Source organism: Halomonas sp. PAMB 3232, assembly GCF_031954225.1.
Classification (GTDB): domain Bacteria; phylum Pseudomonadota; class Gammaproteobacteria; order Pseudomonadales; family Halomonadaceae; genus Vreelandella.
The window spans coordinates 1,303,675-1,326,105 of the sequence record NZ_CP134865.1; the positions used below are offsets into that span (position 1 = coordinate 1,303,675).

Sequence of the window (22,431 nt, forward strand, 5' to 3'; positions counted from 1 at the left end):
TCTTTTTCCTCGATTGGTCAGATCCGTATCGAGTGAGATTTATCGAAAGTGTCATCTTTTCGTCATTGTTAGCTCGCTAGTATCTCTTCGCTTTGTAAGCTCGCTTGGCCAACCGCTACTAAAAATTGAAGGGATCGAACATGAGCAACTTTCAGCTACAGCTTCTGCACGCCTCGGATATGGAAGGGGGCGGCGGCGACCTGCTCAACGCACCGAACTTCGTTTCAATCGTCGATTATCTTGAAGATCAGTACGCCAACAGCCTGTTCGTAAGCTCCGGCGATTTGGTACTACCGGGGCCGTATCTGAACGCCGCAGCGGAGGCGAGTTTACAGTCCGCTTTTCAAGCGGCGGTCGAAGACGTCTACGGTTTAGAAGCCGGTTCCATGAGCGGTATCACGGCGGCTTCGGGGCGGGTCGAAGTGCTGCTGATGGATTTACTCGACGCCGCGGCGGTAACGCTTGGCAACCACGAGTTCGATCTGGGTACCGGTTTGATCGCCGACATGATCGCACCGGTCACAGGCGGCAGCAGCGCCGCCGATGTAGAGTGGCTGGGTGCCCAATTCCCGTATCTTTCCGCGAACCTGGATTTCTCCAACGACTCGAGCTTGAGCGGTCTGGCCACCAGCGAAATCCTCTCCAACGAGGCGTTTCAGGCAACGCTTGCCGAGGTGCTGGCAGGCGCCGACAAGCCCAAACTGGCGCCAGCGGTCATCGCCGAGGCCGGCGGCGAGCAGATCGGCATCATCGGTATCACCACCCAGATTCTGGAAAGCATCTCTTCTACCGGCGATGTCGATGTCATTACCGGCGGTAGCAACGATATGCAGGCGCTGGCGGGTGTCATTCAGCCCGTAATCGACGAACTCGAAGGCCGTGGCGTTAACAAGATCATTCTGAGCTCGCACCTGCAGCAGATTCAGTTCGAGGAAGAGCTTGCCACGCTGCTCGACGGTGTCGATATCGTCATCGCCGGCGGCTCGGATTCACTGCTGGCCGACCAAGAAGATATCGACCGCGGCCTTTTCCCCGGCGCGGCCGAGCCCTACAAGTCCTACCCCATCCTGACCCAGGACGCTTCGGGTCGTGATGTGGCCATCGTCAACACCGATGCTGGCTGGCGCTACGTGGCGCAGCTGGTGGTCGAATTCGACGAGAACGGCCATCTTCTTCCCGAATCGATCAACCCGGCGACTTCCGGCATTTTTGCCTCGACCGATGCACAGGTCGAAGCGCTGTGGGGGAGCCTGGAAGCCGCATTCGCTGACGGCACCAAGGGCCAGGTCGCTCAGGAACTGGTAGGCGCCGTTGGTGAATTCGTCGCTGAACAGGATGGCAATATTCTGGGCCTGACCGATGTGTATCTGGTAGGCGAGCGAGGCTCGGTGCGCACCGAAGAGACGAACCTGGGAAATCTTACCGCCGATGCCAACCTTTGGTATGCGCGAAAGCTCGATAGCGACGTCATGGTCTCGTTCAAAAACGGCGGCGGCATTCGCGAGCCGATTGGAGAAGTCGTCGTTCAGGGCGGCGACAGCGAGCAAAGCTACCAGCCGCCCGGCGCCAACCCGGTTATCGGTAAGCCCGAAGGCGGGGTATCGCAGCTCGACGCCGCGTCATCGCTTCGCTTTAACAACGATCTGACTATTTTGACCGTTTCGCGCAGCACGCTGGTGGAGGTGCTCGAGCACGCCGTGGCGGCCTCGGCGCCCAACGTCACGGCGGGCCAGTTTGCCCAGGTCGGCGGTATTCAATACAGCTTCGATTGGGACCAGCCTGCCGGCGAGCGTATCCAGAGCGCTGCGGTTCTCAAGGAAAATGGCGAAATTCACGATGTACTGGTAGCTAACGGCCGTTTGGTAGGGAACGCCGAGGACACCATCAAGGTCGTGACGCTGGGTTTCATGGCCGACGGCGGCGACGGCTATCCGCTGGGCGAGGGGGTCTATATCGACCGCGTCGACCTGGTGGATGCCTACACGTTGGAGGGCAAGTTCGATTTCGCCGATAACGGCACCGAGCAGGACGCCTTCGCCGAATACATGGGTGCCACGTACAGCGAAACGCCCTTTAGCGAGGTCGAGACGCCGGCAAGTGAGGACATGCGCATTCAGAATCTGGCGGTGCGCGACGACGCCGTATTGTCTGACGCCGTCGATCCGCTGCTGCGTCTTTACGATGCCGCTTTCGATCGCGATGCCGATGGCCAAGGGCTTGGCTATTGGCTGGATATCAGCGAAGAGTTCGAGCTGATCGATATCGCCCACGGCTTCCTCGCATCAGAAGAGTTTCAGCAGCAAAACGGCAGCCTTCAGAACGATGCTTTCATCGATTTGATGTACGCCAACGTATTCGAGCGAGAGGCCGATGCGGCGGGCAAGCAGTACTGGCTCGATGAAATGGCCGGTGGCGTCGATCAGGCAACTGTCATGCTGGGCTTCGTGGAGTCTCAGGAAAGCATGCTGTTGGCATGATGTGTTCTTCAGAGTAAGGCAGCAGGCTGAACCCGCGCCCCTACCCCTGGCAGGGGCGCTTCTGTTATGCTTTCGCGATTCTGCCTCGCACGATTTTCTCGAAATTACGGTGATCCTTCCATGTCAAAGCAACAGGAAGCAACGGACCTGCAGCGGGCGTTGAAAGCCTGCAAGGGTTCGTTCATGTCGGTCGGTTTTTTCAGCATGTTCGTCAACCTGCTGATGCTCGTACCGCCGATGTACATGCTTCAGGTATACGATCGTGTTTTGACTACTCAAAGCTTCGATACCCTTTTGATGCTCACCCTGGTGGTCGTGTTTCTTTTCATGGTCATGGGCGGGCTCGAACTCGTACGCTCGCGGATGCTGGTACGCGTAGGTAACCGGCTGGATACGTCGATCAACGAGCGCCTCTACAGCGCCATGTTCCGCAGAAGCCTGTTTGCCCAGGGCAGCCAAAGCGCGCAGCCCTTGAACGACTTGACCAGCCTGCGCCAGTTTCTGACCGGCAACGGGCTGTTTGCCTTTTTCGATGCTCCCTGGGTGCCGGTGTACCTGGGCGTACTGTTTCTGTTTCACCCGTGGCTTGGCATTTTCGCCACCTGCGCGGGCATCATTTTGCTCGCACTGGCGGTGGCGAACGAAAAGTCCACCAAAACGCTGATGGCGGATGCCAACAGCGAACATATCCAAGCGCAGAATCTCGCCAACTCCAACCTGCGCAACGCCGAAGTGCTTCACGCCATGGGCATGCTGCCCGGTATCATGGGTCGCTGGTCGAAGCGCCACCACGAATTTTTGGCAAAGCAGTCCAAGGCCAGCGACCGCGCCGGTGCCTTGACCAACGTGTCGAAAGTGATGCGGCTGATGTTTCAGTCGCTCATTCTGGGGCTAGGGGCACTTTTGGTGCTGGAAGGCGAAATGAGCCCGGGCATGATGATTGCCGGCTCCATTTTGATGGGACGTGCACTGGCACCGATCGACCAAATGATCGGCGGCTGGAAAAGCTTCGTCAGCGCCCGCGGCGCCTACGGGCGTTTGAATGAGCTGCTAACGCAAATTCCCAGCGAGCAGCGCAAGATGTCGCTGCCTGCACCCAAGGGCGATATCGCGCTGGAAAACGTTGCAGCGGCGCCGCCTGGCGTGCGCATGGCCACCATTCGTGGGATCAATTTCAGCGTGCCCAGCGGCGAGCATATCGGCATCATCGGCCCGAGTGCCGCGGGTAAATCGACGCTGGCCCGTGTGCTGTTAGGCATCTGGCCCTCCCAGGTGGGCGACGTTCGTTTGGATGGCGGGGTCATCACCCAGTACAACCGCGACGAGATCGGCCCCTACATTGGCTATCTGCCCCAGGACATCGAGCTTTTCGACGGCACCATTAGCGAAAACATCGCCCGCTTTGGCGACATCGATTCCAAAAAGGTCGTCGAGGCTGCGCGCAAGGCCGGCGTGCACGAAATGATTCTCGAGCTGCCCAACGGTTACGATACCGTTATTTCATCTACCAGCGGCGCGCTCTCCGGCGGCCAGCGCCAGCGCGTGGGGCTGGCCCGAGCGCTGTATGGCGACCCGGTCTTCGTCGTGCTGGACGAACCCAACGCCAACCTGGACGACGCCGGTGAGCGGGCGCTCGGCCAGACCATTGCGCTGCTCAAAAGCGAAGGCGTGACGCTGTTCGTCATTAGCCACCGCACCAACGTCCTCAAGAACATGGACAAGCTTCTGGTGATGAAAGAAGGGCAGGTCAGCATGTTCGGCCCGCGCGATCAGGTGCTGGCGCAATTCGCCAAAAAACCGAACAAGCAGGTCGGTCAGCAGAGTTCAGCCCGCTTGTCCGCCATTTCCGGCGGGCGTCAGGGCGAGGAGTCGTAAATGAGTAACGATAAGCGCGATCTCACCTCTCAGGGCGAGATCGACGTCACCCCCAAGGGCCCCACTACCATCGATGGCGAGGCTACCGAGAAGCTGCCCACCAGCGACAAGGGCTACCGCAAGCTTGGCTACGCCATTTTGATTTTTGCTCTCGGCGGTTTCATTTTATGGTCGGTCACGGCGTCGCTGGCGATTGCCGTGGTCGCACCGGGCAGCGTATCGATCGAATCGTTCAAGCGTACCGTTCAGCATCTCGAAGGTGGCATCGTGCGCGAGATTCTCGTCGACGATGGCGATACCGTCGAAGCCGGCGATACGCTGGTGGTGTTAAGCGACACCCAGGCCCGTTCGCAGCTCGAAATCGCGCGTTCGCAGTTTTTGATCAACCGCGCCATGGAAGCGCGTCTGCTCGCCGAGCAGGAAGGCGCCGATACGATGCAAATTCCTGAAGATATCCAGGATGCAGATAACCCTCGCGTTCAGCAAGTGATTGCCGTTCAGCAGAGCCTGTTCGCCGCGCGCAAACAGTCGTTGGAAAGTACGCTACAGTCGCTTGATGAGCAGATCGTGCAGATGCAGGAGCAAATCGAAGGTCTGCGAGAGCGCTCCAGTGTCAATACACGCCGTATTTCGTCGCTGCGCTCTGAGGCGGATGATTTCCGCTCGCTCTACCGGGAAGGGTTGGGCGACAACCAGCGCTTGCGTGAGCTCGAGCGCCAGGTTCTTCAATACGAAGGCGAAAACGCCGAGTTCCAGGCCAACATCGCCCAGCTGCGCTCGCAGATCAGCGAAAATCGCATGCAGCGCGAAATTCAGCAGCAGGAGTTTCAAAAGGAAGTCGGCGAGCAGCTGCGTCAGGCCCAGGCGCAAATCGCCCAGGCCGAAGAGCAGATCATTTCGCTCGGCGATCAGGTCGAGCGCACCGTCGTCACGGCGCCTGTCTCCGGCACCGTGGTGGGTCGTCAAATTCACACCGTCGGCGCGGTCATTCGCCCGGGCGATGCAATCATGGATATCGTGCCCAACAATGACGGCTTCGTCGTGGAGGCACGTATTCCCACGCGCGATATCGACAATATCTACATCGGCCAGTTTGCCGAAATCCGCTTTAGCGCCTTCAACCAGCGCCTGACCGATGAAATCGACGGTGAGGTCATCTACGTCAGCGCCGACAGCTTCGAAGACGAGGCGACCGGTCAGCGCTACTACCGCGCCCGCGTTCGCGTCACCGAAGCCGGCCACGAACAGATGAGCGAACAGATGCAGCTTCTTTCCGGCATGCCGGCAGAAGTCATGCTGCGCACCGGCGAGCGCACGTTCGCAAGCTATATCGCCAAGCCTGTCACCGACATGCTGGCCCGCGCCATGCAGGAGGACTAATGCGTTTTTCGCCGATTCGAAAGAGCATTACCCGCAGGCAAGGCGTACTGGTGGGATTGATGTTGGGCGTGACCAGCGTGTCGGTCTACGCCCAGCAGGGCGGGCCAGCGGGCGATTCGATGGCCGCCCCTCTGGCCGAGCAAAGCGCGCTGGACGAGCTGGCGGCGCTGGACGCGCGCCCGGGCCAGGCCGATGCACATCAGGCCCCGACGCTGCCTTCGCTGCCGGGGCTGTTCGCAAGCGCTTTGGAGCACGATGCGGATCTTTCCCGTCAGCGTTTCGAGCTTGCGGCCACGCAGGAAGAAGTGCCCATGGCGCGCTCGCAGCTGCTGCCCCAGGTCTCGGCGTCGGGTTCTTATCTTTGGCAGGATTCCACCAACATTCAAACCTCGCCGGACGACTTCGGCCTCGACCAGCCCGCCCAGCGCCCCGGTGAAATCGAGGAGAACGTCTGGGGGCTTCAGCTCCAGCAGCCGCTTTTCAGCCTCGAGCGCTGGCGCGGCGTGAATGTCGCTCAGGCACAGGTCAGCGCCGCCGAGCTTCAGCTTGCGGTGGTCGAGCGCGATTTAGCGCTGCAGGTAGCCGAGGCCTACATTCAGGCGTACCTTGCCACCCAGCGCCTGGGGCTTTTGAAATCGCAGCAGGAGTCTCTCGAGCTTCAGGTGCGCCAGGCTCAGCGCGCTTATGACCTGGGCATTGGTGATCGCATCAATCTTTATGAGGCGCAGTCGCGCCTCGACCAGGCCGTCTCTGACGCGGTTCAGGCCGAAAACGAGCTGAACAACGCACTCAGTACGCTCGAGCGTTTGACCGGCACTTTCCCCGAGTTCAGCTCGCTGGGCGTGGGTGAGCTTTCAAGCGCCACCCTCAACCAGGAGTGGGGCGACCCGCAGGCGTGGATCGCGCGCGCAGGGCAAAATCTGGATGTGCAGCTGGCCGCTGAACAGGCGCGCATCGCGACCGCCGATGCCAGCACCCGGCGAGCGGGCTATTTCCCGGAACTCAACCTGAACCTCTCCTATTCGGATCGCCAAAGCGACGACGCGCTGCGCGAAAGCGAGGACTACCGGGCAAGCGTCGAGGTCAGCGTGCCCATCTATCGCGGCGGCTATACCACGGCGAACGTGCGCCAGGGGGAGCGACGCATCGATGCAAGCCAGGCCGATCTGGACAACCAGCTCAACCTGGCGGTTCAGGAAGTTCGCCAACGCCTTCGCTCATTGAACGGCCATGTGCGCCGCGTTCAGGCCCTCAGCCAAGCCATCGAATCCAGCCAGCTGTTTCTCGACGCCGCCGAGCGCGGCGAGCAGTTGGGCCTTCGCGATCTGGTCGACGTGCTGGACGCCCGGGCAAGCCTGTACGATCAGCGCATTCAGTACGTCGACACCATCGGTGAATACGCGCTCGATAGCCTGGCACTGCAGTCCGCAGTCGGTGATCTCTCGAGCCAGGATTTGAGCGATATCATGACGCTCTTGCTGTCTTTCACGGATCTAACGGTCACCAGTCAGGGATAACGCCGTTGCATGAGTGGGTTGAAGGGGGCTCCGCATAACGATTGGCTAAGACGCGCCATGCGCTGCTTCGATGCAGGCATTGCGCTGGTCGTGTCGTGGATCGCGCTGTGGGTGATGCCCAATATCACCTATCACGGCGAAGAGTATATGTTCATCATGGTGATCGGCAGCCTGCTGCTGCCTGCCGTAGGTGAGCTTTTGGGGCTTTATCAGCCCTGGCGCGGCCGTAGCCTTTACTCGATGCTGGGCGCCTACGCGCTGAGCTGGTGCATCACGATCGTATTGATCAGCCTTCTGCTGGTCGCCACTCAAACGACCCAAAACTTCTCCCGGCTTTGGATGGGCGTGTCGTCGTTGACGGTGCTGGGGTTTGGCAGCGTCATGCGAGGCGCGCTCTATATTTATCTGCGGCGTCTGCGCGCTCAGGGCAAGAACTGCAAGCGTATCGTCATCATCGGCCGCGAAGAGAACCTGCTGCGCCTCAAGGATCATCTGCTGGCGATGCTCAATGCGGGCTATATGCTGCATAGCGCCAAGGTCGACGACGACTCGGACCGCTTTCATCAAACGCTCAAGGAGCTGGTCGATGACAGCGCCTTCAACCGCGATTTCGACGAAATCTGGTTGAGCTACCCGCTAAGCGACGGCGACAAGGTGCGGCTGGTTTCGACCAGTTTGATCGACATTCCCATTAGCGTTCGCTACTTTCCCGATCTTTCCGACATTCGCCTGCTCAATCATCGTATGGTGCAGGTCGTTGGGCTCTACTCGCTCGAACTCAACTACAGTCCGCTGGACAGCACGCCGCTGCGGCTGGTCAAAAATATCGAGGACCGCTTGATAGGCGGTGTGCTGTTCATCGCCTTTTTACCCGTCATGCTGGTGATCGCCGCGCTGGTTAAATGGAAAATGGGCGGGCCGGTGCTGTTCAAGCAGCACCGCCACGGCATCGACGGCAAGCGCTTTCGCATCTACAAGTTTCGCAGCATGAGTGTGCATCAGGCGCGCACCACCGTGGCGGCCACCAGGGAAGACCCCCGCATCACACCGCTCGGCGCGTTTTTACGCCGCACTAGCCTGGATGAGTTGCCACAGCTTTATAACGTGCTCCAGGGGCGCATGTCGCTGGTCGGACCGCGCCCCCATGCGCTGGATCACAACCAGTACTACCAGGGCGTCATTCAAAACTACATGCAGCGCCACCGGGTCAAGCCCGGCATGACCGGATGGGCCCAGGTCAATGGCCACCGGGGCACTACCGATACCCTGGAGCAGATGCAAAAGCGTGTCGAGTTCGACCTTTACTACATCGATAACTGGTCGCTGGGGCTCGATTTGAAGATCTTGATCATGACGCTAACCCGGGGCTTTGCCAACAGCCAGCCGTGATACGGCGGATCGCTGCAACGCCAACAGATCCAACAGCTTTTCGGGATGAATGATGATTTTACCGGTTATTTTGTCCGGTGGGAGCGGCTCGAGGCTGTGGCCGGTTTCCCGCGAGCATTACCCCAAACAGTTTTTGAACCTCAACCAGGACGATGTCAGTCTGCTGCAGGAGACGGCGCTGCGTGCGCAAGGCCTCGCCTCGAGCGAGGCGCCGCTGATCGTGTGCAACGAGGAGCATCGTTTTCTGGTCGCCGAGCAGATGCAGGCGCTGGGCTTCAAACAAAGCCGTATCCTTCTCGAGCCCTGTGGGCGTAATACCGCACCAGCGCTTGCCCTGGCAGCGCTGCTGGCAAGCGAACAGAATCCTGACGCCGACCTTCTGGTAATGCCGGCGGATCACGTCATTCAGGATAACCAGGCGTTCGCCGACGCCATCGAAAAAGGGCTGGAGCTTAGCCACCAGGGGCAGCTGGTGACCTTTGGCATCACGCCTTCGAGCGCGCATACTGGCTACGGCTATATCAAGCGCGGCCAGGCGCTTTTGCAGGGCTTTGCCGTGGAGGCTTTCGTCGAAAAGCCATCCCAGCAGATCGCCCAGCAGTATCTGGAAAGCGGCGATTACGTCTGGAACAGCGGCATCTTCCTGTGTAAGGCCGAGCGTTTTTTACAAGCTCTGGCGCAGCACGCGCCGGATATTCTCGAAAGCTGCCAGGCCGCGTTTCAGACGCGCACCCAGGATATGGATTTTCTGCGCATCGACGAGGCCGTTTTCGGCCAGTGTCGCAGCGAATCGATCGACTACGCGGTAATGGAGCATACCCGTCAGGCGGCGGTGGTGCCCATGTCGCCGGGCTGGAGTGATATCGGCGCCTGGGATGCGCTTCACGCGCTACGTGGTGAAAAAGACCCCGAGCACCACAACGCCGTGCGCGGCGACGTTTTGCTTCGCGATACTCGCAACAGCCTGGTCTACAGCGAATCGCGGCTGGTCGCCACCCTGGGCGTTAGCGATTTAGTGGTCGTGGAAACCGACGACGCCGTGCTGGTCGCCCACCGCGACCACGCTCAGGACACCAAGCAGATCGTCAGCGCGCTCAAAGAGGCCGGCCGGCCAGAATGCCAGCTCCACCGCACGGTCTATCGCCCCTGGGGGCATTACCGTAGCATGGAGATCACCGAAAGCTTTCAGGTCAAGGAGATCGTGGTTAAACCCGGGGCGGCGCTGTCGCTTCAAATGCACCACCACCGCGCCGAGCACTGGGTCGTGGTCGAAGGTACCGCGAAGGTGACCCAGGGTGAAACGCCCGGCATCGACGCCACATTGAGAAGCTTTCTGCTCTCGGAAGACCAGTCCACCTACATACCGTTGGGCACCGTACACCGGCTGGAAAACCCCGGCGTCATCGCGCTCAAGCTGATCGAAGTGCAAACCGGGTCTTACCTGGGCGAAGACGACATCGTGCGCTTTGATGACAAGTACGGTCGTGACCAGGAGCCCTGACGCGCCATGAAGGTCGCGATCGTCCACGACTGGCTGACCACCTGGGCCGGCGCCGAGAAAGCGTTGGCCGAGCTTGCAAGCTGCTTTCCCCAGGCGGAAATTTTTACCACCGTCAATTTCCTGGCCTCTGATGATATGCCCGCGCTCAAAGGGCGAGCCATCCATACCAGCGTCATTCAGCGCCTTCCCTTCGCGCGAAAGCACTATCGGCGCTATCTGCCGCTGATGCCGCTGGCCATCGAGCAGTTCGATTTAAAAGGCTTCGATCTAATTCTGTCGAGCAGCCACGCCGTGGCCAAGGGGGTGCTCTGCGACCCGGGCGCCGTACATATCTGCTACTGCTACAGCCCGATGCGCTACGCTTGGGACATGCAGCACCAGTATCTTCGACAAACCGGTAAGGAGCGCGGCGTGGCGAGCTGGCTGATGCGCTGGCAGCTTCACCGACTTCGGCAATGGGACTTCATCAGCGCGCAGCGAGTCGATCACTTCGTTGCGATCTCGCACTATATCAAGCGGCGTATCGCCCGCTGTTATCGCCGCGATGCCGAGGTGATCTATCCGCCGGTACAGGTCGAGCGGTTTCGCCACGACCAGCCTCGCGACGAGTTTTATCTCACCGCCTCGCGCATGGTGCCGTACAAGCGTATCGACCTGATCATCGAGGCCTTCAACCGCCTGCCGGATAAACGCCTGGTCGTCATTGGCGACGGCCCGGATCGCGCCCGACTGAGCGCCATGGCCGGGCCCAACGTGACCGTGCTGGGCTACCAGCCGGACGACGTACTGGTGGATTATCTGGAGCGCGCCCGTGCGTTTTTGTTCATGGCCGAGGAGGATTTCGGCATTCTGCCCGTGGAAGCCCAAGCCGCCGGCGCACCGGTCATTGGCTACGGGGTAGGAGGGCTTTCCGAGACCATGCTTGATGACACCACCGGGCTGTGGGTCGCCGAGCAAACCAGCGCTGCCTTGATCGAGCGGATTCATCAGTTCGAACAGCGCCGCCGATCCGAGCCGGACGCTTTCTCACCCACCGCGTGCCGGCAAAGCGCCGAGCGCTTCGCCACGGCCAACTTTCGCCGCGCGATTCTCTCGCTGGTGGAGCAGCACCTGAACCGCTAGCGCCGATTACTCCCCCAGAGGCTTCCCAACGTCGCCGGCGCCTGGCGGCACGGCAGTTTGGTAATAGTGCCGACACTGTTCGAAGGGTTGGTCGTCAAGCCACTCGATCAAGCGCTGCGTGTGTCGCGCGCGCGCTTCATCGACCAAGTGGAAGTTGGTATCGAAAAAGTCGTCTGCCTCGTACATGGCAGCTTCCGGCGTACCCATCCACATTAACCCGGCGCGGCGTACCCGAGTTGGAAGGTTGGCATAGAAGGCCGCCTCGATAGGGGCGTCGGCATAGTGCAGCTTGTACAGTAAAGGCGCCGGCAGGAAGATCGGGCAGGCGCCCCTAACGAGTACGCTGTCGCGAAAGGCGCGTAGCGTCTGGCCATCGAAGCGGCCGCGGCGCGCCGTTTCACCGTAGGTTTCGGCGGGCAGCGAATTTAAAAAACGCCAGTGGCGCGGCTCGCGCCGCGCGCGGGCGGTGCCGGTCTGGTCGCCGCGCCGGTCCAGATGATGCGCGCCGTAGTCGCCGCTGACCGTAAAGCCTTCGGGCACGCCTCGGTAGCCTTCCAGAAGGCGGCGCAGCGAGGTCTGCGCAATGACCCCGAGCGCGCGCTTTAGCGGTAGCGCCCAAAGGGCCTCGGGGTGGCTGTTCGCCCAGTGCACCAGCGACGCCGAGACGGCCTCGTTGCGGTTATAAAGCGAATACTCGAGCGGTAAAAGCACAAGGTCACCTGCCTCGATGACCGGCTCGGCGCTTGCCAGTATCACCGGTAGTGACAGCCCTGCGTTGACGCCCAGGTTGACGGCGGGGCGCCCGAAGGCGGTTTCCAGAGCGCCGCTGTCGATACCGAACATCGCCGACGATCCGGCCACGATCAGGATTTTGGGTGAGGGCAGTGCCTCGGCCCTGGCCAGTTTGTAACTCAGCGCGCCTTCGATCCACGCGTTATTGGGGTGAGCGCGCCCCAGCTGGCCCGCCCACAACAAAAGCCAAAGGCACAGTGCGCCCAAAGCACCCGCCAAAAGCCCGGCCCAAAAGCGCTTTGTGGTTGGTTGTGTGCGTATCGCTAAACGTCGTGTCATCAGCATTCAAAAGTTGAAATACAAAAAGGCCTGGCCTGGCAGATCGACCATCGCCTTCGCCGCGGCCATGAAAAAAGCGCCGGCTACCGCGCCTTGCCACCAGGCGCGTTTGGGCTTGGCCAGCCACCTTGCCCACACCGCGCTTCGCGGCGTGAAAAAGGTGATGAACGAGCCGAGCAGCAAAAGCGCACTGCTGGTGCCCAGCGCCATAACGCCCTGGGTCAGATCGCGATAAAGATCGCCAAGCGCCCCCCACTGCCACTGTCCAAGGCCTGCGTAGAGCGCGACGGTATGCGAAAGGCTCTCGGCTCGAAAGGGCACCCAGGCCAGCATGACCAGCGAAAGCGTCAAGAGCCAACTCAAGGGGCGCGGCAGTCGCACGCAGGCAACGCGTTGCCACATCAATAGCGCGGTCAGCATCAGCCCGTGTAGCCCGCCCCAGAGTAAAAACTGCCAGCCAGCACCGTGCCAAAGCCCGCCCAGCAGCATTGTCACCATCAGCGCCACGATGTGGCGGGGCAGGCCATGTCGGCTGCCGCCCAGAGGAATATAAAGATAGTCGCGCAAAAAGCGCGAAAGCGTGATGTGCCAGCGCCGCCAGAATGCCTGAATGTCCGCTGCGCGGTAGGGCGAGGCGAAGTTTTGCGGCAGCCGAACGCCAAACAAGAGCGCAAGCCCCACCGCCATGTCCGCATAGCCGGAAAAATCGAAATAGAGCTGTAGCCCAAAGGCCCAGCCCGCCACCAGCGTATCGCCGGCCACGATGGCGTGCGCGGGCAGCGAAAAAAGCCGCTCGACCAGCGGTGCCAGGTTGTCAGCCAGCAGCAGCTTTTTGCAAAGCCCGAAAGCCAACAGCACCAGGCCCAAGCGCACTTGGGCAGACGAAGGGCGGCCAAGGCGTGAAAGCTGCGGTGCCAGGGCACGATAGTGAACGATTGGCCCGGCGATCAGCTGCGGAAAAAAGCTCACGAATACCCCGTACAGCGAGGCTTCGTACAGCGAACCGATTTCTCGCCGGGCGTGGCCCCGGCGAACGTCCACCAGATACGCGATCTGCTGAAAGGTGAAAAACGAAATGCCCAGGGGAAGCACCAGTGGGCTCAGCGGGTGGGGGGCTAAATGCAGCACCGACAAAAGAAACACCGAGTACTTGAACCCGCCAAGCAGGCCAAGATTAAAAGCGACCCCCACCCAGAGCCACCCGCGCTGCCTGACCCGCCCGGCTAGCCAGTAATTGACGCCAATGCTTGCCAGCAAAAGTGGCAGCAAGCGGATGTCCCACACCGCGTAGAAGAGAAGCGACGCCACGCCGAGCCAGGCCAGCAGCAGCCGGGGCAGGGCAAAGCGCGCGAGTAGCAGATAGATCAGCCAAACGGTGGGCAGATACAGCAGTAGAAACGAAGGTGTGCTAAAAACCATGCGCGAGCGCCCAAACGTTGACCGGCCAAAGCGCCAAAGCACAGCGCGGGCGTGAGCATACCATAGCGATGTGCGGCGAATATGACTGCGCGATGTGGTTGGGCCGGCGGTGGTATGCCTACAGCACTTGGCTTAACATTGCGCGCAGATGCCGCCTGACCAGCACGGGAAAAAAGGGAAAACCATGCTTGCATCCCTCAAGGGAGCCTGGCGTTATCGCCAGTTCATCGCCACCTCGATTCGCCATGAGTTGGTGACGCGCTTTGCCCGAAGCCGCATCGGCGGTGCCTGGATGATTATCCACCCGCTGGCCATGGTGCTCATCTACGCGCTGGTGCTATCAAAGGTGCTGTCGGCGAAACTGCCCGGTATCGAAAGCCAGTACGCCTACGCCATTTACCTCACCGCGGGCATGCTGGGGTGGAGTCTTTTCAGTGAACTGCTCACTCGCTGTCTGGGTATTTTCATCGACAACGCCAATCTGATGAAAAAACTGGTCTTTCCCAAGGTGGCGCTGCCGCTGATCGTGACCGGTTCGTGTTTGATCAATAACCTGGCGCTGTTTCTGGTCACGCTGGTGGTGTTCGCGGCGCTTGGCCATTTCAACGCTGCCACCCTGGCCTGGGTGATGGTGCTCACCGGTATCACGGTGCTTCTGGGCCTGGGGCTTGGCATGACGCTGGGCATACTCAACGTGTTTCTTCGCGATATCGGCCAGCTCATGCCCATCGTGCTGCAGTTTCTGTTCTGGTTCACGCCGGTGGTCTATCCCGCCGAGATCGTCCCCCAGGCGCTGCAAACGCTGATCGCCTTCAACCCCTTGTATCACCTGGTAGGCGCCTACCACGACGTGCTCGCCTACGGGCAGGCACCCTCGCTTGTGGCTCTGGCGACTTTGACGGCGCTGGGCTTGGGCCTTGTGCTCTTTAGCGCGCTGCTGTTTGAGCGGGCGAGCCCGGAAATGGTGGACGCCCTATGAGCGCGCTTTTGGAAGTACGCGAGCTTGGCAAGGTGTACCGCCGGTTTCCCAACGAGCTGTGGCGCATCGTGAGCTGGTTTAGTTCGGTCGCGCCCGCCGCCGAAACCTGGGTGCTACGCGATATCGGCTTCGACATCGCCGCCGGCGAAGCGGTGGGGATCGTCGGGCAAAACGGCGCGGGCAAAAGCACGCTGCTCAAGATGATCACCGGCACGCTCGTCCCCAGTGAAGGCTATGTGCGCACCCGCGGGCGCATCGCGGCGATTCTGGAGCTCGGCATGGGCTTCAACGGCGAGCTGACCGGGCGCCAGAACGTGCGGCACTCGGCGGGGCTGATGGGCTTTGGCCGAGCCGATATCAGCGCGGCAATGGACGACATCGAAGCCTTTGCCGAAATCGGCGACTATTTCGACAAGCCCATGCGCGTTTACTCCAGCGGTATGCAGATGCGCGTCGCCTTTTCGGTGGCCACCGCCTTTCGCCCCGACATTTTGATCGTCGATGAAGCGCTTTCGGTCGGCGACGCCTACTTTCAGCACAAAAGTTTCGACCGCATTCGCGAGTTCCAGCGGTTGGGCACGTCGCTTCTGATCGTCTCCCACGACAAGGCCGCGATTCAGAGCCTTTGCGACCGTGCCATCCTGCTGGAAAAGGGGCGGGTGCTCCAGGACGGCCCGCCCCAGGACGTCATGGATTACTACAACGCGCTGATCGCGCAAAAAGAAAACGATAACGTCGAGATCAAACCGCTCGAGACCGGCCAGATCCAGACCCGCTCTGGCAGCGGCGAAGCCCGCATCGAACGCGTCAGCCTGCACGGTGAAAACGGAGCGGCCATCGACGTGGCCGATGTCGGCCAGCCGGTCGAGCTGCAGGTAGCGGTCAGCATTCACGCACCGCTTGCCGAGCTTGTGCTGGGGTACAAGCTCAAGGACCGGGTGGGCCAGGACGTGTTCGGCACCAACACCTGGCACACCCACCAGGTCGAGCGAGACGTGGCAGCGGGCGAGCGCTTGATCTACCGGCTGCGTTTTGACGCCAACCTTGGCCCAGGCAGCTACTCGGTGTCGCTGTCACTTCACAGTGGCGACACCCATTTGAGCCACAACTACCAGTGGGTCGACCACGCGCTGGTGTTTCAAATGATCAACGCCGAAAAGGACTTTTTCCTCGGCAGCAGCTGGGTCATGCCGGTGATCCAGTGTCAGCGTCACGGCGCGCCCTATCCAGCCTCCAACGAGTCAGCGTAATGGATTTCTATACCCGTTTTACCCACCACTTTCGCGGCGATGAAAGCGTCATCAAGGCCCGGCTGGAGGTTTACCTGCCCGTGCTGGCGCCGGTTCTGGCGCGCTATCCCACCGCGCCGGTGGTCGACTTGGGCGCCGGGCGGGGTGAGTGGCTCGAGCTGATGCGCGACAACGGCTGGCCCGCCAGCGGGATCGATACCAACGAAAGCATGGCCGGCGAGTGCAACGCGCGCGGGCTGAGAGTCGATACACGTGACGCCCTGACCGGGCTTCAGGCCCTGGAGGACGACAGCCTCTCGGCGGTAACCGGCTTTCACATCGCCGAGCATCTGCCGTTCGACGATCTGGTGGCGCTGGTGCAGCAGGCGCACCGGGTGCTACTGCCCGGTGGCGTGTTGATACTGGAAACGCCCAACCCGGAAAACCTCACCGTGGGGCTTTGGAGCTTTCATCTCGACCCGACCCACCAGCGCCCACTGCCACCGCCGCTTCTGCACTTTCTCGCCACCGATACGGGCTTTGCCAATGCCCGCATTTGGCGACTCAACGGCCCCACGCCGCCAAAGGATAGCGCCCCGGTGCGCGACTATCTGGACTGGGTCGTTTCCGCCTACCCGGACTACGCGCTGATCGCCCATAAACACACCGATGACGAAAGCGCGCCCTGGTTCGAGTACTTGGAAACCCAAGCCCAAACGCAGCAGGGCAGTCTCGACACGCTAGCGGCCAAAATCGAGGCTCAGGCCGAGGCGCTGGCGGATGAAACCGACAGGCGCCAGCGTTACCAGGCGCGGGTCGAACAGCTCGGTGAGGAGCTGGAGGGCGTTTATCGAAGCCGCTCCTGGCGGCTGACAAAGCCGCTGCGCGGCGTCATGCACACCCGGCGTCAACTCGCTGGCGCTCAGGGCCGACTGATACGCAAAACCGCGCAAGTGCCCTGGCTCAAGCGGCCGGCGCTGGCCGTTCTCAACCGCTTTCCGGCGTTGAAAATGCGCGTGCTCAAGCAGATGGCCGGGAGCAGCGAGCTTTTTAGTCGTAAGGGGCAGTTTCGCCCGGAGGATTTCGTCGATCTGGACACGCCCGTGCGCGCTCGGGTGCGCGTTGAGGCGCTGACACTGCGCGATACCACCGCCAGCGTATCGGCCCTTCGCGGCCTGCGCCTGGAAGGGCACGTCAACGGAAGCTACAGCCTGGCCGCGGTCAACCGCCACCTGCTCACACGGCTCGCCCAGAGCGACAACCCCCCGGCGCTGTGGCTTGCCCCCCACGAGGCCTTGCCGGAAAAGCGCGTCAACTCAACGCCTGGCGGCGAGGCGGAAGCCGCCCGTCTCAACGGCCTGCTCGACCCCAGCCCCTGGCAGGCGTTAGCCCCCAATGAGCGCATAGCGCTTTATCACCGCTACCCGCTCATAACACCCGACCCTGCCTTTGGAACGGCCGTGGCGCTGTTTTTCTGGGAGGAGTCCGCGGTGCCGGCGGACATGATCGACACGCTCAACCGCCACTATCACGGCGTGATCGTAACCGCCTGGTTCGTCAAGAAAGTGCTGATGGATAGCGGCTGTAGGCTGCCCATTCACGTCGTTACTCTGCCGCTGGTGGAAAACCCGTTGGCCGCCGAGAGCCAGGCGCTGGATCTGGAGCGGGCAAGCCAGGGGCGCCCGGTACACCTGCTGCACGTCTCCTCGGCCTTTCCGCGCAAGGGTGTAGACGTATTGCTGCAGGCCTTCGAGCGTCTGGCAGGCGAAGACTCGGCGCTTACCCTCACGCTCAAGAGCTTTCCCAACCCGCACAACCAGGTCGAGGCGCTGATCGAAACGTACGTGAGCAGCGCCTACCGCCCGCGGCTCACGCTCATCATGGAAGACTACAGCGCCGAGCAGATGGCCGCGCTGTATCAAAAGGCCGATATCGTGGTGCTGCCCACCCGTGGCGAGGGCCTTAACATGCCCGCGATCGAGGCCGGCGAGTTCTCCCGCGGGCTGGTCGTCACCGGCTTTGGCGCGCACACCGACTTCCTGAGCGCCGACACTACCGGCTTCATCGACTACTGCTTCGATCACGCCCAGTCGCACTTTCAAAACGACCAGGCACTGTGGGTCGAACCCGGCGTCGACAGCACCGTGGCCGAAATCACGCGCCATGTGCAGGCACTTCGTTTGGGCGGTGAACATGCCTACGCGGCCCCAGTGGCGCTGAACGAGGCCATTCGCGCGCGCTTTTTCGCCCCCGGCGCGGTGGCGTCGATTCTGGCAGCGCTGGCCCGGATCAAGGCGCTGACGAACACCGCAGCCCCTGCGCTTTCCGTCAGCCTGTTTTCCACCTGGCGCGAAGCCTGCGGCATCGCTCAGTACAGCGACCACCTGCTCGAGGCGCTTTCGCACGACGATACCATCGCGCTCACCGTGCACGCCCCGACCGCGCCGCTGGATGGCGCCGCTTATCCCGTTCGCGTTGCCGAAAAGAGCTGGCAAAAGGGCGCAAGTCCCGCGCTTTCTGGGGCCTCGGGCAACGTCGTCTGGTTGCAGCACCACTTTGCCTTTTTCGAGCTCGACACCGCCCTGGCGAGGGAAGTGGTGCGCTGTCGCGAGCAGGGCAAGCGGGTTTACATCACCCTTCACACCACGCGCCCGTTGATCGATTTCGACACCGCCCGCCGCCGCGCGGCGGCTGCCACGCTGGCCGAGTTCGACCGCGTGTTCGTCCACACCCTGGACGATCTTAATCACTTGAAGCGCATCGGCCTGACCGACAACGTAACTCGCATGCCTCAGGGCGTGGCCCAGAGTTGTGAGGCCACCGTTGAAGCCACTCCCTCCAACGGCGCGCCGATCATCGGCTGTTTCGGCTTTTTGCTGCCCCATAAGGGCGTCAATACGTTGATCGAGGCCTTCGCCGCGCTGATAAAACGCCAAGCGCTGCCCGAAGGCGCCAGGCTACGCCTGGTAACCTCGGTACGCAACGAGCCCGCCTCCCAGGAAGAGCTTGCGCGCTGCCAGCGCACCGCCAAACGGCTCGGTGTCGAGCGCTACCTCGAGTGGTACACCGATTTCATGCCTCTGGACGAGGTGCAGCGCCGCTTGGCCGAATGTAGCCTTGTGGTGCTGCCGTACCAGTACACCCAGGAGTCGAGCAGCGCTGCGGTGCGCACCGCCGTGGCGGCGTGCCCGATGATTTTGACCACCCCAGCGCCCATTTTCGACGAAGTGGCGGGCGTGGTGTGGCAATCTGACGGCTTCGAGCCCGAGGCGATTGCCTCGGCGGTTGTTCACGTGCTCAGCGCCAACGAGCAGGAGCGGGCGGTTTACCGCCAGGCGCGCGCTGACTGGCTCGAACAGCGCCGTTGGGCCACGCTTGCCCGGCGTTATCAAGCGCTGATGAACGCCGCGCTCGTTGACCAAAAACTGTAACACGCGGTGATTACACTCTGTTACCTTTAAGCGCCAGCAGCGGGCGCAACGGTTTGAGTGAGGCGAGCATAAAATGATGGGCGAGCATAAAAAGAGCGGCGCGTTGACCGCGATCGTCACGGGGATAACGGGGCAGGACGGCGCTTATCTGGCCGAGCTTTTGCTGGAGAAGGGCTACACCGTGTACGGCACGTTTCGGCGCACCAGCTCGGTGAATTTCTGGCGTATCGAAGAACTCGGACTCCAGGGGCATCCCAACCTGCACCTGGTCGAGTTCGACCTGACCGACCTGTCCGCCAGCATTCGCCTGCTGCAGCGCTGCCGGCCGCAGGAAGTCTACAACCTCGCGGCCCAGAGCTTCGTCGGGGTCTCGTTCGACCAGCCCATCACCACCGCCGAAATCACCGGGCTTGGCGTGGTCAATCTGCTGGAAGCCATTCGCATCGTCGACCCCGCCATTCGCTTTTACCAGGCCTCCACCTCCGAGATGTTTGGTAAGGTGCAGGAGGTGCCGCAAACCGAGTCGACGCCGTTCTACCCCCGAAGCCCCTACGGCGTGGCCAAGCTTTATGCCCACTGGATGACGATCAACTACCGCGAATCCTATGGCCTGTTTGCCGCCTGCGGCATTCTGTTCAACCATGAATCGCCGCTGCGAGGGCGCGAGTTCGTCACGCGCAAGATCACCGACGGTGTGGCGCGTATCAAGCTTGGCCTGCAACCCCACTTGGCGCTGGGCAACCTGGACGCCAAGCGCGACTGGGGCTTTGCCCGCGAGTACGTCGAGGGCATGTGGCGTATGCTGCAGGCCGATGAGCCGGACACGTTCGTGCTGGCCACCCACCGCACCGAAACCGTGCGCGATTTCGTGGCGCTCGCCTTCAAGGCAGCGAACATCGAGCTTCGCTGGGAAGGCGAGGGCGAAAACGAGATCGCCCAGGACGCGGCGACGGGCGAAACGCGGGTGGTGATCAACCCCGAGTTTTATCGTCCCGCTGAGGTCGAGCTTCTGATCGGCGACCCGGCCAAGGCCCACCGCGAGCTTGGCTGGAAGCCCGTGGTCCCGCTGGAGACGCTGTGCAAAATGATGGTCGAGGCGGATCTGCTGCGCGTGCAACAAGGCGTCAGCGTCTGAGTCGCCGATCACCTTTTGGTAAGGGAGCCACCATGACCACGAGCCTGGTCACCGGCGCCAGCGGCTTTACTGGCCGCTACCTCGTCGCCCATTTGAAGCGCCAGGGCCACCGTGTGGTGGCCCTAGCAAGCACGCCCTGCGGCGCCGATGAAACGCATCACATTGATCTAAGCGATGCCGCGAACCTTTCCCGTCTCGTGCAGCAAAGCGCACCGGACCAGGTGTTTCACTTGGCGGCGCTGTCGTTTGTGGGTCACCCGACACCGCTCGATTTCTATCGCGTCAACGTGCTGGGCACCGAGAACCTGCTGGCCGCGCTGAGCGGGCTGGCCGCGCCGCCCAGGGTGCTGCTCGCCAGCAGCGCCAACGTCTACGGTGCCAACGGCCAGGCGGTTATCGATGAAAACGTGGCCCCCTTGCCGGTCAACCACTACGCCCACTCCAAGCTCGCCATGGAGCACGTTGCGCTTACCTACGCCCAAAAGCTCCCCTTGTTGATCGCGCGGCCGTTCAACTACACCGGCCCCGGCCAGGCGGGGCACTTTCTGGTCCCGAAAATCGTCGCTCACTTTCAGCGCCGCGAGGCGATCATCGAGCTTGGCAACACTCACGTCAGCCGCGACTTCTCGGATGTGCGCGACGTCGTGGAGATTTACGCGCGGCTTTTGGCGCACTGGCCGCAAGACGCCAGGAGCGCCAGCGTGGTCAACGTGGGCAGCGGCCAAGCGGTATCGCTGAAAGCGCTGATTCAAACGCTCGAGCGGCTGGCAGGTCACGCCATCGAGATTCGCGTCAATCCGGCGTTCGTGCGCGCCAACGAGATTCCCAAGCTCAAGGCGTGTACCCAGCGTTTGAACGCCTGGGTACCGGGACTCGAGCGAACCCCGATCGAGCAAACCCTGACGGCGATGCTGGAAAGTCAGATGATAAACGATGCCCGAGGCAAGCAGTGAACGCCAGGGTAGCGCATTGGCCCCAACATCTAGCCCCAAAACCGGCGGTGCATGGAAAGGCGGCGCTTCAGGCTCACGGGAAGGCGGTTTTCCGCCTTGCCCAGCCGGTAGCCCAGGTACTTGAGGCAGGTTCTGAGCCCGGCCTCGGGCAGGCGCCAGGGAGCGTGACGCAGTAAATAGCGAATTTCCGAGCGCACGAAACGCCCGCCTTCGCCTTCCGCCTTGCCCAGCCACGCCAACAGCCAGCCCTCGCGGTGGTGCAGCACGCCGATATCGAAGTAGCGCTTGAACTCCTGGCCCAGCGAGTAGTTGTGCGAATGGTGAACGCACGCCTTGGCGCAGTAGGCGAGCTGCCAGCCGTTTTGTAAAAGCCGCGCACCGGCAATCATGTCCTCGCTCAGGATGGTGCCGGTGGGAAACCCGCCCGCCGCCAAAAGCGCCTCGCGCCGGTAAGCGGCAAAGGAGTTGGATAAAAACGCCGTTTTGAGGCCAAGCGTTGGAATGTCGGCTTCGTTCACCACTCTCGATTCTTCCGGGTAGTTAAAAAGCCTTGCGTGGGCGGCAATGGGCGTGGCGTCGTCGTGCGGCAGCTGGCGACCAAAAACCGCGCCCACGTGGGGCGCCTTGAAAGCCTCATTCAGCGCTGTCAGCGCGTTTTCATCGGCCACCAGCGCGTCCTGGGTCAGAAACACCACCACGTCGCAGTCGGCCAGTAGCTCGAGCGCACGCTGGCGGGTGCCGCCGTGATCGAACGCGTCGCGCGCAATGTGCTGTACTTCCCAACCGCGCTCCGCGGCCAGCGAAGCGGTGGCGTCACTGGAGCTCGAGTCGATCACCAGCCGGCGGTGGGCTGCGGCTAGCGCCGGCTCGGCCCGGTTCAGCCATTCAAGCCAGCTTGGGCCCGCGTTGAGCGTCGGCACGCAAACCCCGAAACGTGGCGTATGCAACCCCAT

General features: G+C 61.7%; 15 protein-coding genes. 12 read left to right on the forward strand and 3 right to left on the reverse strand.

Annotated features, from left to right (window positions below):
• Nucleotides 1–140: 140 nt before the first annotated feature.
• The 7 genes from RN346_RS06005 (at nucleotide 141) to RN346_RS06035 (ending at nucleotide 11,261) form a co-directional block, all read left to right on the forward strand.
• On the forward strand, nucleotides 141–2,477 hold the full coding sequence (locus RN346_RS06005) for a DUF4214 domain-containing protein (RefSeq protein ID WP_311962444.1): 2,337 nt from the start codon (nucleotides 141–143) through the stop codon (nucleotides 2,475–2,477).
• Between the two features lie 120 nt (nucleotides 2,478–2,597).
• Complete coding sequence (locus tag RN346_RS06010) at nucleotides 2,598–4,352, forward strand: type I secretion system permease/ATPase (protein WP_263584525.1); 1,755 nt, start codon at nucleotides 2,598–2,600, stop codon at nucleotides 4,350–4,352.
• On the forward strand, nucleotides 4,353–5,732 hold the full coding sequence (locus tag RN346_RS06015; protein WP_311962445.1) for an HlyD family type I secretion periplasmic adaptor subunit: 1,380 nt from the start codon (nucleotides 4,353–4,355) through the stop codon (nucleotides 5,730–5,732).
• Nucleotides 5,732–7,249, forward strand: a complete 1,518-nt coding sequence (locus tag RN346_RS06020; RefSeq protein ID WP_311962446.1) for a TolC family outer membrane protein — start codon at nucleotides 5,732–5,734, stop codon at nucleotides 7,247–7,249. Before RN346_RS06015 ends, RN346_RS06020 begins: the two co-directional genes overlap by 1 nt.
• A 57-nt stretch (nucleotides 7,250–7,306) precedes the next feature.
• Nucleotides 7,307–8,638, forward strand: a complete 1,332-nt coding sequence (locus RN346_RS06025; RefSeq protein WP_263584522.1) for an undecaprenyl-phosphate glucose phosphotransferase — start codon at nucleotides 7,307–7,309, stop codon at nucleotides 8,636–8,638.
• Nucleotides 8,639–8,690: 52 nt separating this feature from the next.
• Nucleotides 8,691–10,139 (forward strand): mannose-1-phosphate guanylyltransferase/mannose-6-phosphate isomerase, encoded by a 1,449-nt coding sequence (locus RN346_RS06030; protein WP_409335786.1) that lies wholly within the window; start codon nucleotides 8,691–8,693, stop codon nucleotides 10,137–10,139.
• A gap of 6 nt (nucleotides 10,140–10,145) precedes the next feature.
• Complete coding sequence (locus RN346_RS06035) at nucleotides 10,146–11,261, forward strand: glycosyltransferase family 4 protein (protein WP_311962448.1); 1,116 nt, start codon at nucleotides 10,146–10,148, stop codon at nucleotides 11,259–11,261.
• Nucleotides 11,262–11,267: 6 nt separating this feature from the next.
• Here the strand turns inward: RN346_RS06035 and RN346_RS06040 are convergent, their stop codons facing one another.
• On the reverse strand, nucleotides 11,268–12,260 hold the full coding sequence (locus RN346_RS06040; protein WP_311962449.1) for a hypothetical protein: 993 nt from the start codon (nucleotides 12,258–12,260) through the stop codon (nucleotides 11,268–11,270).
• Between the two features lie 78 nt (nucleotides 12,261–12,338).
• Entirely contained in the window at nucleotides 12,339–13,751 is a 1,413-nt protein-coding gene (locus tag RN346_RS06045; protein WP_311962450.1) for an MBOAT family protein, read from the reverse strand.
• 184 nt (nucleotides 13,752–13,935) lie between these two features.
• Here RN346_RS06045 and RN346_RS06050 point away from each other — a divergent pair, with 184 nt between their 5' ends.
• From RN346_RS06050 to RN346_RS06070, 5 genes are all read left to right on the forward strand, one after another.
• Entirely contained in the window at nucleotides 13,936–14,730 is a 795-nt protein-coding gene (locus RN346_RS06050) for an ABC transporter permease (RefSeq protein ID WP_263584517.1), read from the forward strand.
• On the forward strand, nucleotides 14,727–15,980 hold the full coding sequence (locus tag RN346_RS06055) for an ABC transporter ATP-binding protein (protein WP_311962452.1): 1,254 nt from the start codon (nucleotides 14,727–14,729) through the stop codon (nucleotides 15,978–15,980). Before RN346_RS06050 ends, RN346_RS06055 begins: the two co-directional genes overlap by 4 nt.
• Nucleotides 15,980–19,390, forward strand: a complete 3,411-nt coding sequence (locus RN346_RS06060) for a glycosyltransferase (RefSeq protein WP_311962453.1) — start codon at nucleotides 15,980–15,982, stop codon at nucleotides 19,388–19,390. The genes RN346_RS06055 and RN346_RS06060 overlap by 1 nt, the downstream gene beginning before the upstream one ends.
• Before the next feature lie 73 nt (nucleotides 19,391–19,463).
• Nucleotides 19,464–20,525 carry a GDP-mannose 4,6-dehydratase gene (gmd, locus tag RN346_RS06065; protein ID WP_311962454.1) on the forward strand — a complete coding sequence of 354 codons (1,062 nt, stop codon included), beginning with the start codon at nucleotides 19,464–19,466 and terminating at the stop codon, nucleotides 20,523–20,525.
• 32 nt (nucleotides 20,526–20,557) lie between these two features.
• Nucleotides 20,558–21,478, forward strand: a complete 921-nt coding sequence (locus RN346_RS06070; protein ID WP_311962455.1) for an NAD-dependent epimerase/dehydratase family protein — start codon at nucleotides 20,558–20,560, stop codon at nucleotides 21,476–21,478.
• Between the two features lie 29 nt (nucleotides 21,479–21,507).
• Here the strand turns inward: RN346_RS06070 and RN346_RS06075 are convergent, their stop codons facing one another.
• Nucleotides 21,508–22,431, reverse strand: a complete 924-nt coding sequence (locus RN346_RS06075) for a glycosyltransferase family 2 protein (RefSeq protein ID WP_263584512.1) — start codon at nucleotides 22,429–22,431, stop codon at nucleotides 21,508–21,510.

Excerpts from the sequence above, each read along its gene's own strand:
- RN346_RS06005 (WP_311962444.1), top strand. The coding sequence starts at position 141 with ATGAGCAACTTTCAGCTACAGCTTCTGCACGCCTCGGATATGGAAGGG.
- RN346_RS06010 (WP_263584525.1), top strand. The coding sequence starts at position 2,598 with ATGTCAAAGCAACAGGAAGCAACGGACCTGCAGCGGGCGTTGAAAGCC.
- RN346_RS06015 (WP_311962445.1), top strand. The coding sequence starts at position 4,353 with ATGAGTAACGATAAGCGCGATCTCACCTCTCAGGGCGAGATCGACGTC.
- RN346_RS06020 (WP_311962446.1), top strand. The coding sequence starts at position 5,732 with ATGCGTTTTTCGCCGATTCGAAAGAGCATTACCCGCAGGCAAGGCGTA.
- RN346_RS06025 (WP_263584522.1), top strand. The coding sequence starts at position 7,307 with ATGCGCTGCTTCGATGCAGGCATTGCGCTGGTCGTGTCGTGGATCGCG.
- RN346_RS06030 (WP_409335786.1), top strand. The coding sequence starts at position 8,691 with ATGATTTTACCGGTTATTTTGTCCGGTGGGAGCGGCTCGAGGCTGTGG.
- RN346_RS06035 (WP_311962448.1), top strand. The coding sequence starts at position 10,146 with ATGAAGGTCGCGATCGTCCACGACTGGCTGACCACCTGGGCCGGCGCC.
- RN346_RS06045 (WP_311962450.1), bottom strand. The coding sequence starts at position 13,751 with ATGGTTTTTAGCACACCTTCGTTTCTACTGCTGTATCTGCCCACCGTT.
- RN346_RS06050 (WP_263584517.1), top strand. The coding sequence starts at position 13,936 with ATGCTTGCATCCCTCAAGGGAGCCTGGCGTTATCGCCAGTTCATCGCC.
- RN346_RS06055 (WP_311962452.1), top strand. The coding sequence starts at position 14,727 with ATGAGCGCGCTTTTGGAAGTACGCGAGCTTGGCAAGGTGTACCGCCGG.
- RN346_RS06060 (WP_311962453.1), top strand. The coding sequence starts at position 15,980 with ATGGATTTCTATACCCGTTTTACCCACCACTTTCGCGGCGATGAAAGC.
- gmd (WP_311962454.1), top strand. The coding sequence starts at position 19,464 with ATGATGGGCGAGCATAAAAAGAGCGGCGCGTTGACCGCGATCGTCACG.
- RN346_RS06070 (WP_311962455.1), top strand. The coding sequence starts at position 20,558 with ATGACCACGAGCCTGGTCACCGGCGCCAGCGGCTTTACTGGCCGCTAC.
- RN346_RS06075 (WP_263584512.1), bottom strand. The coding sequence starts at position 22,431 with ATGGGGTTGCATACGCCACGTTTCGGGGTTTGCGTGCCGACGCTCAAC.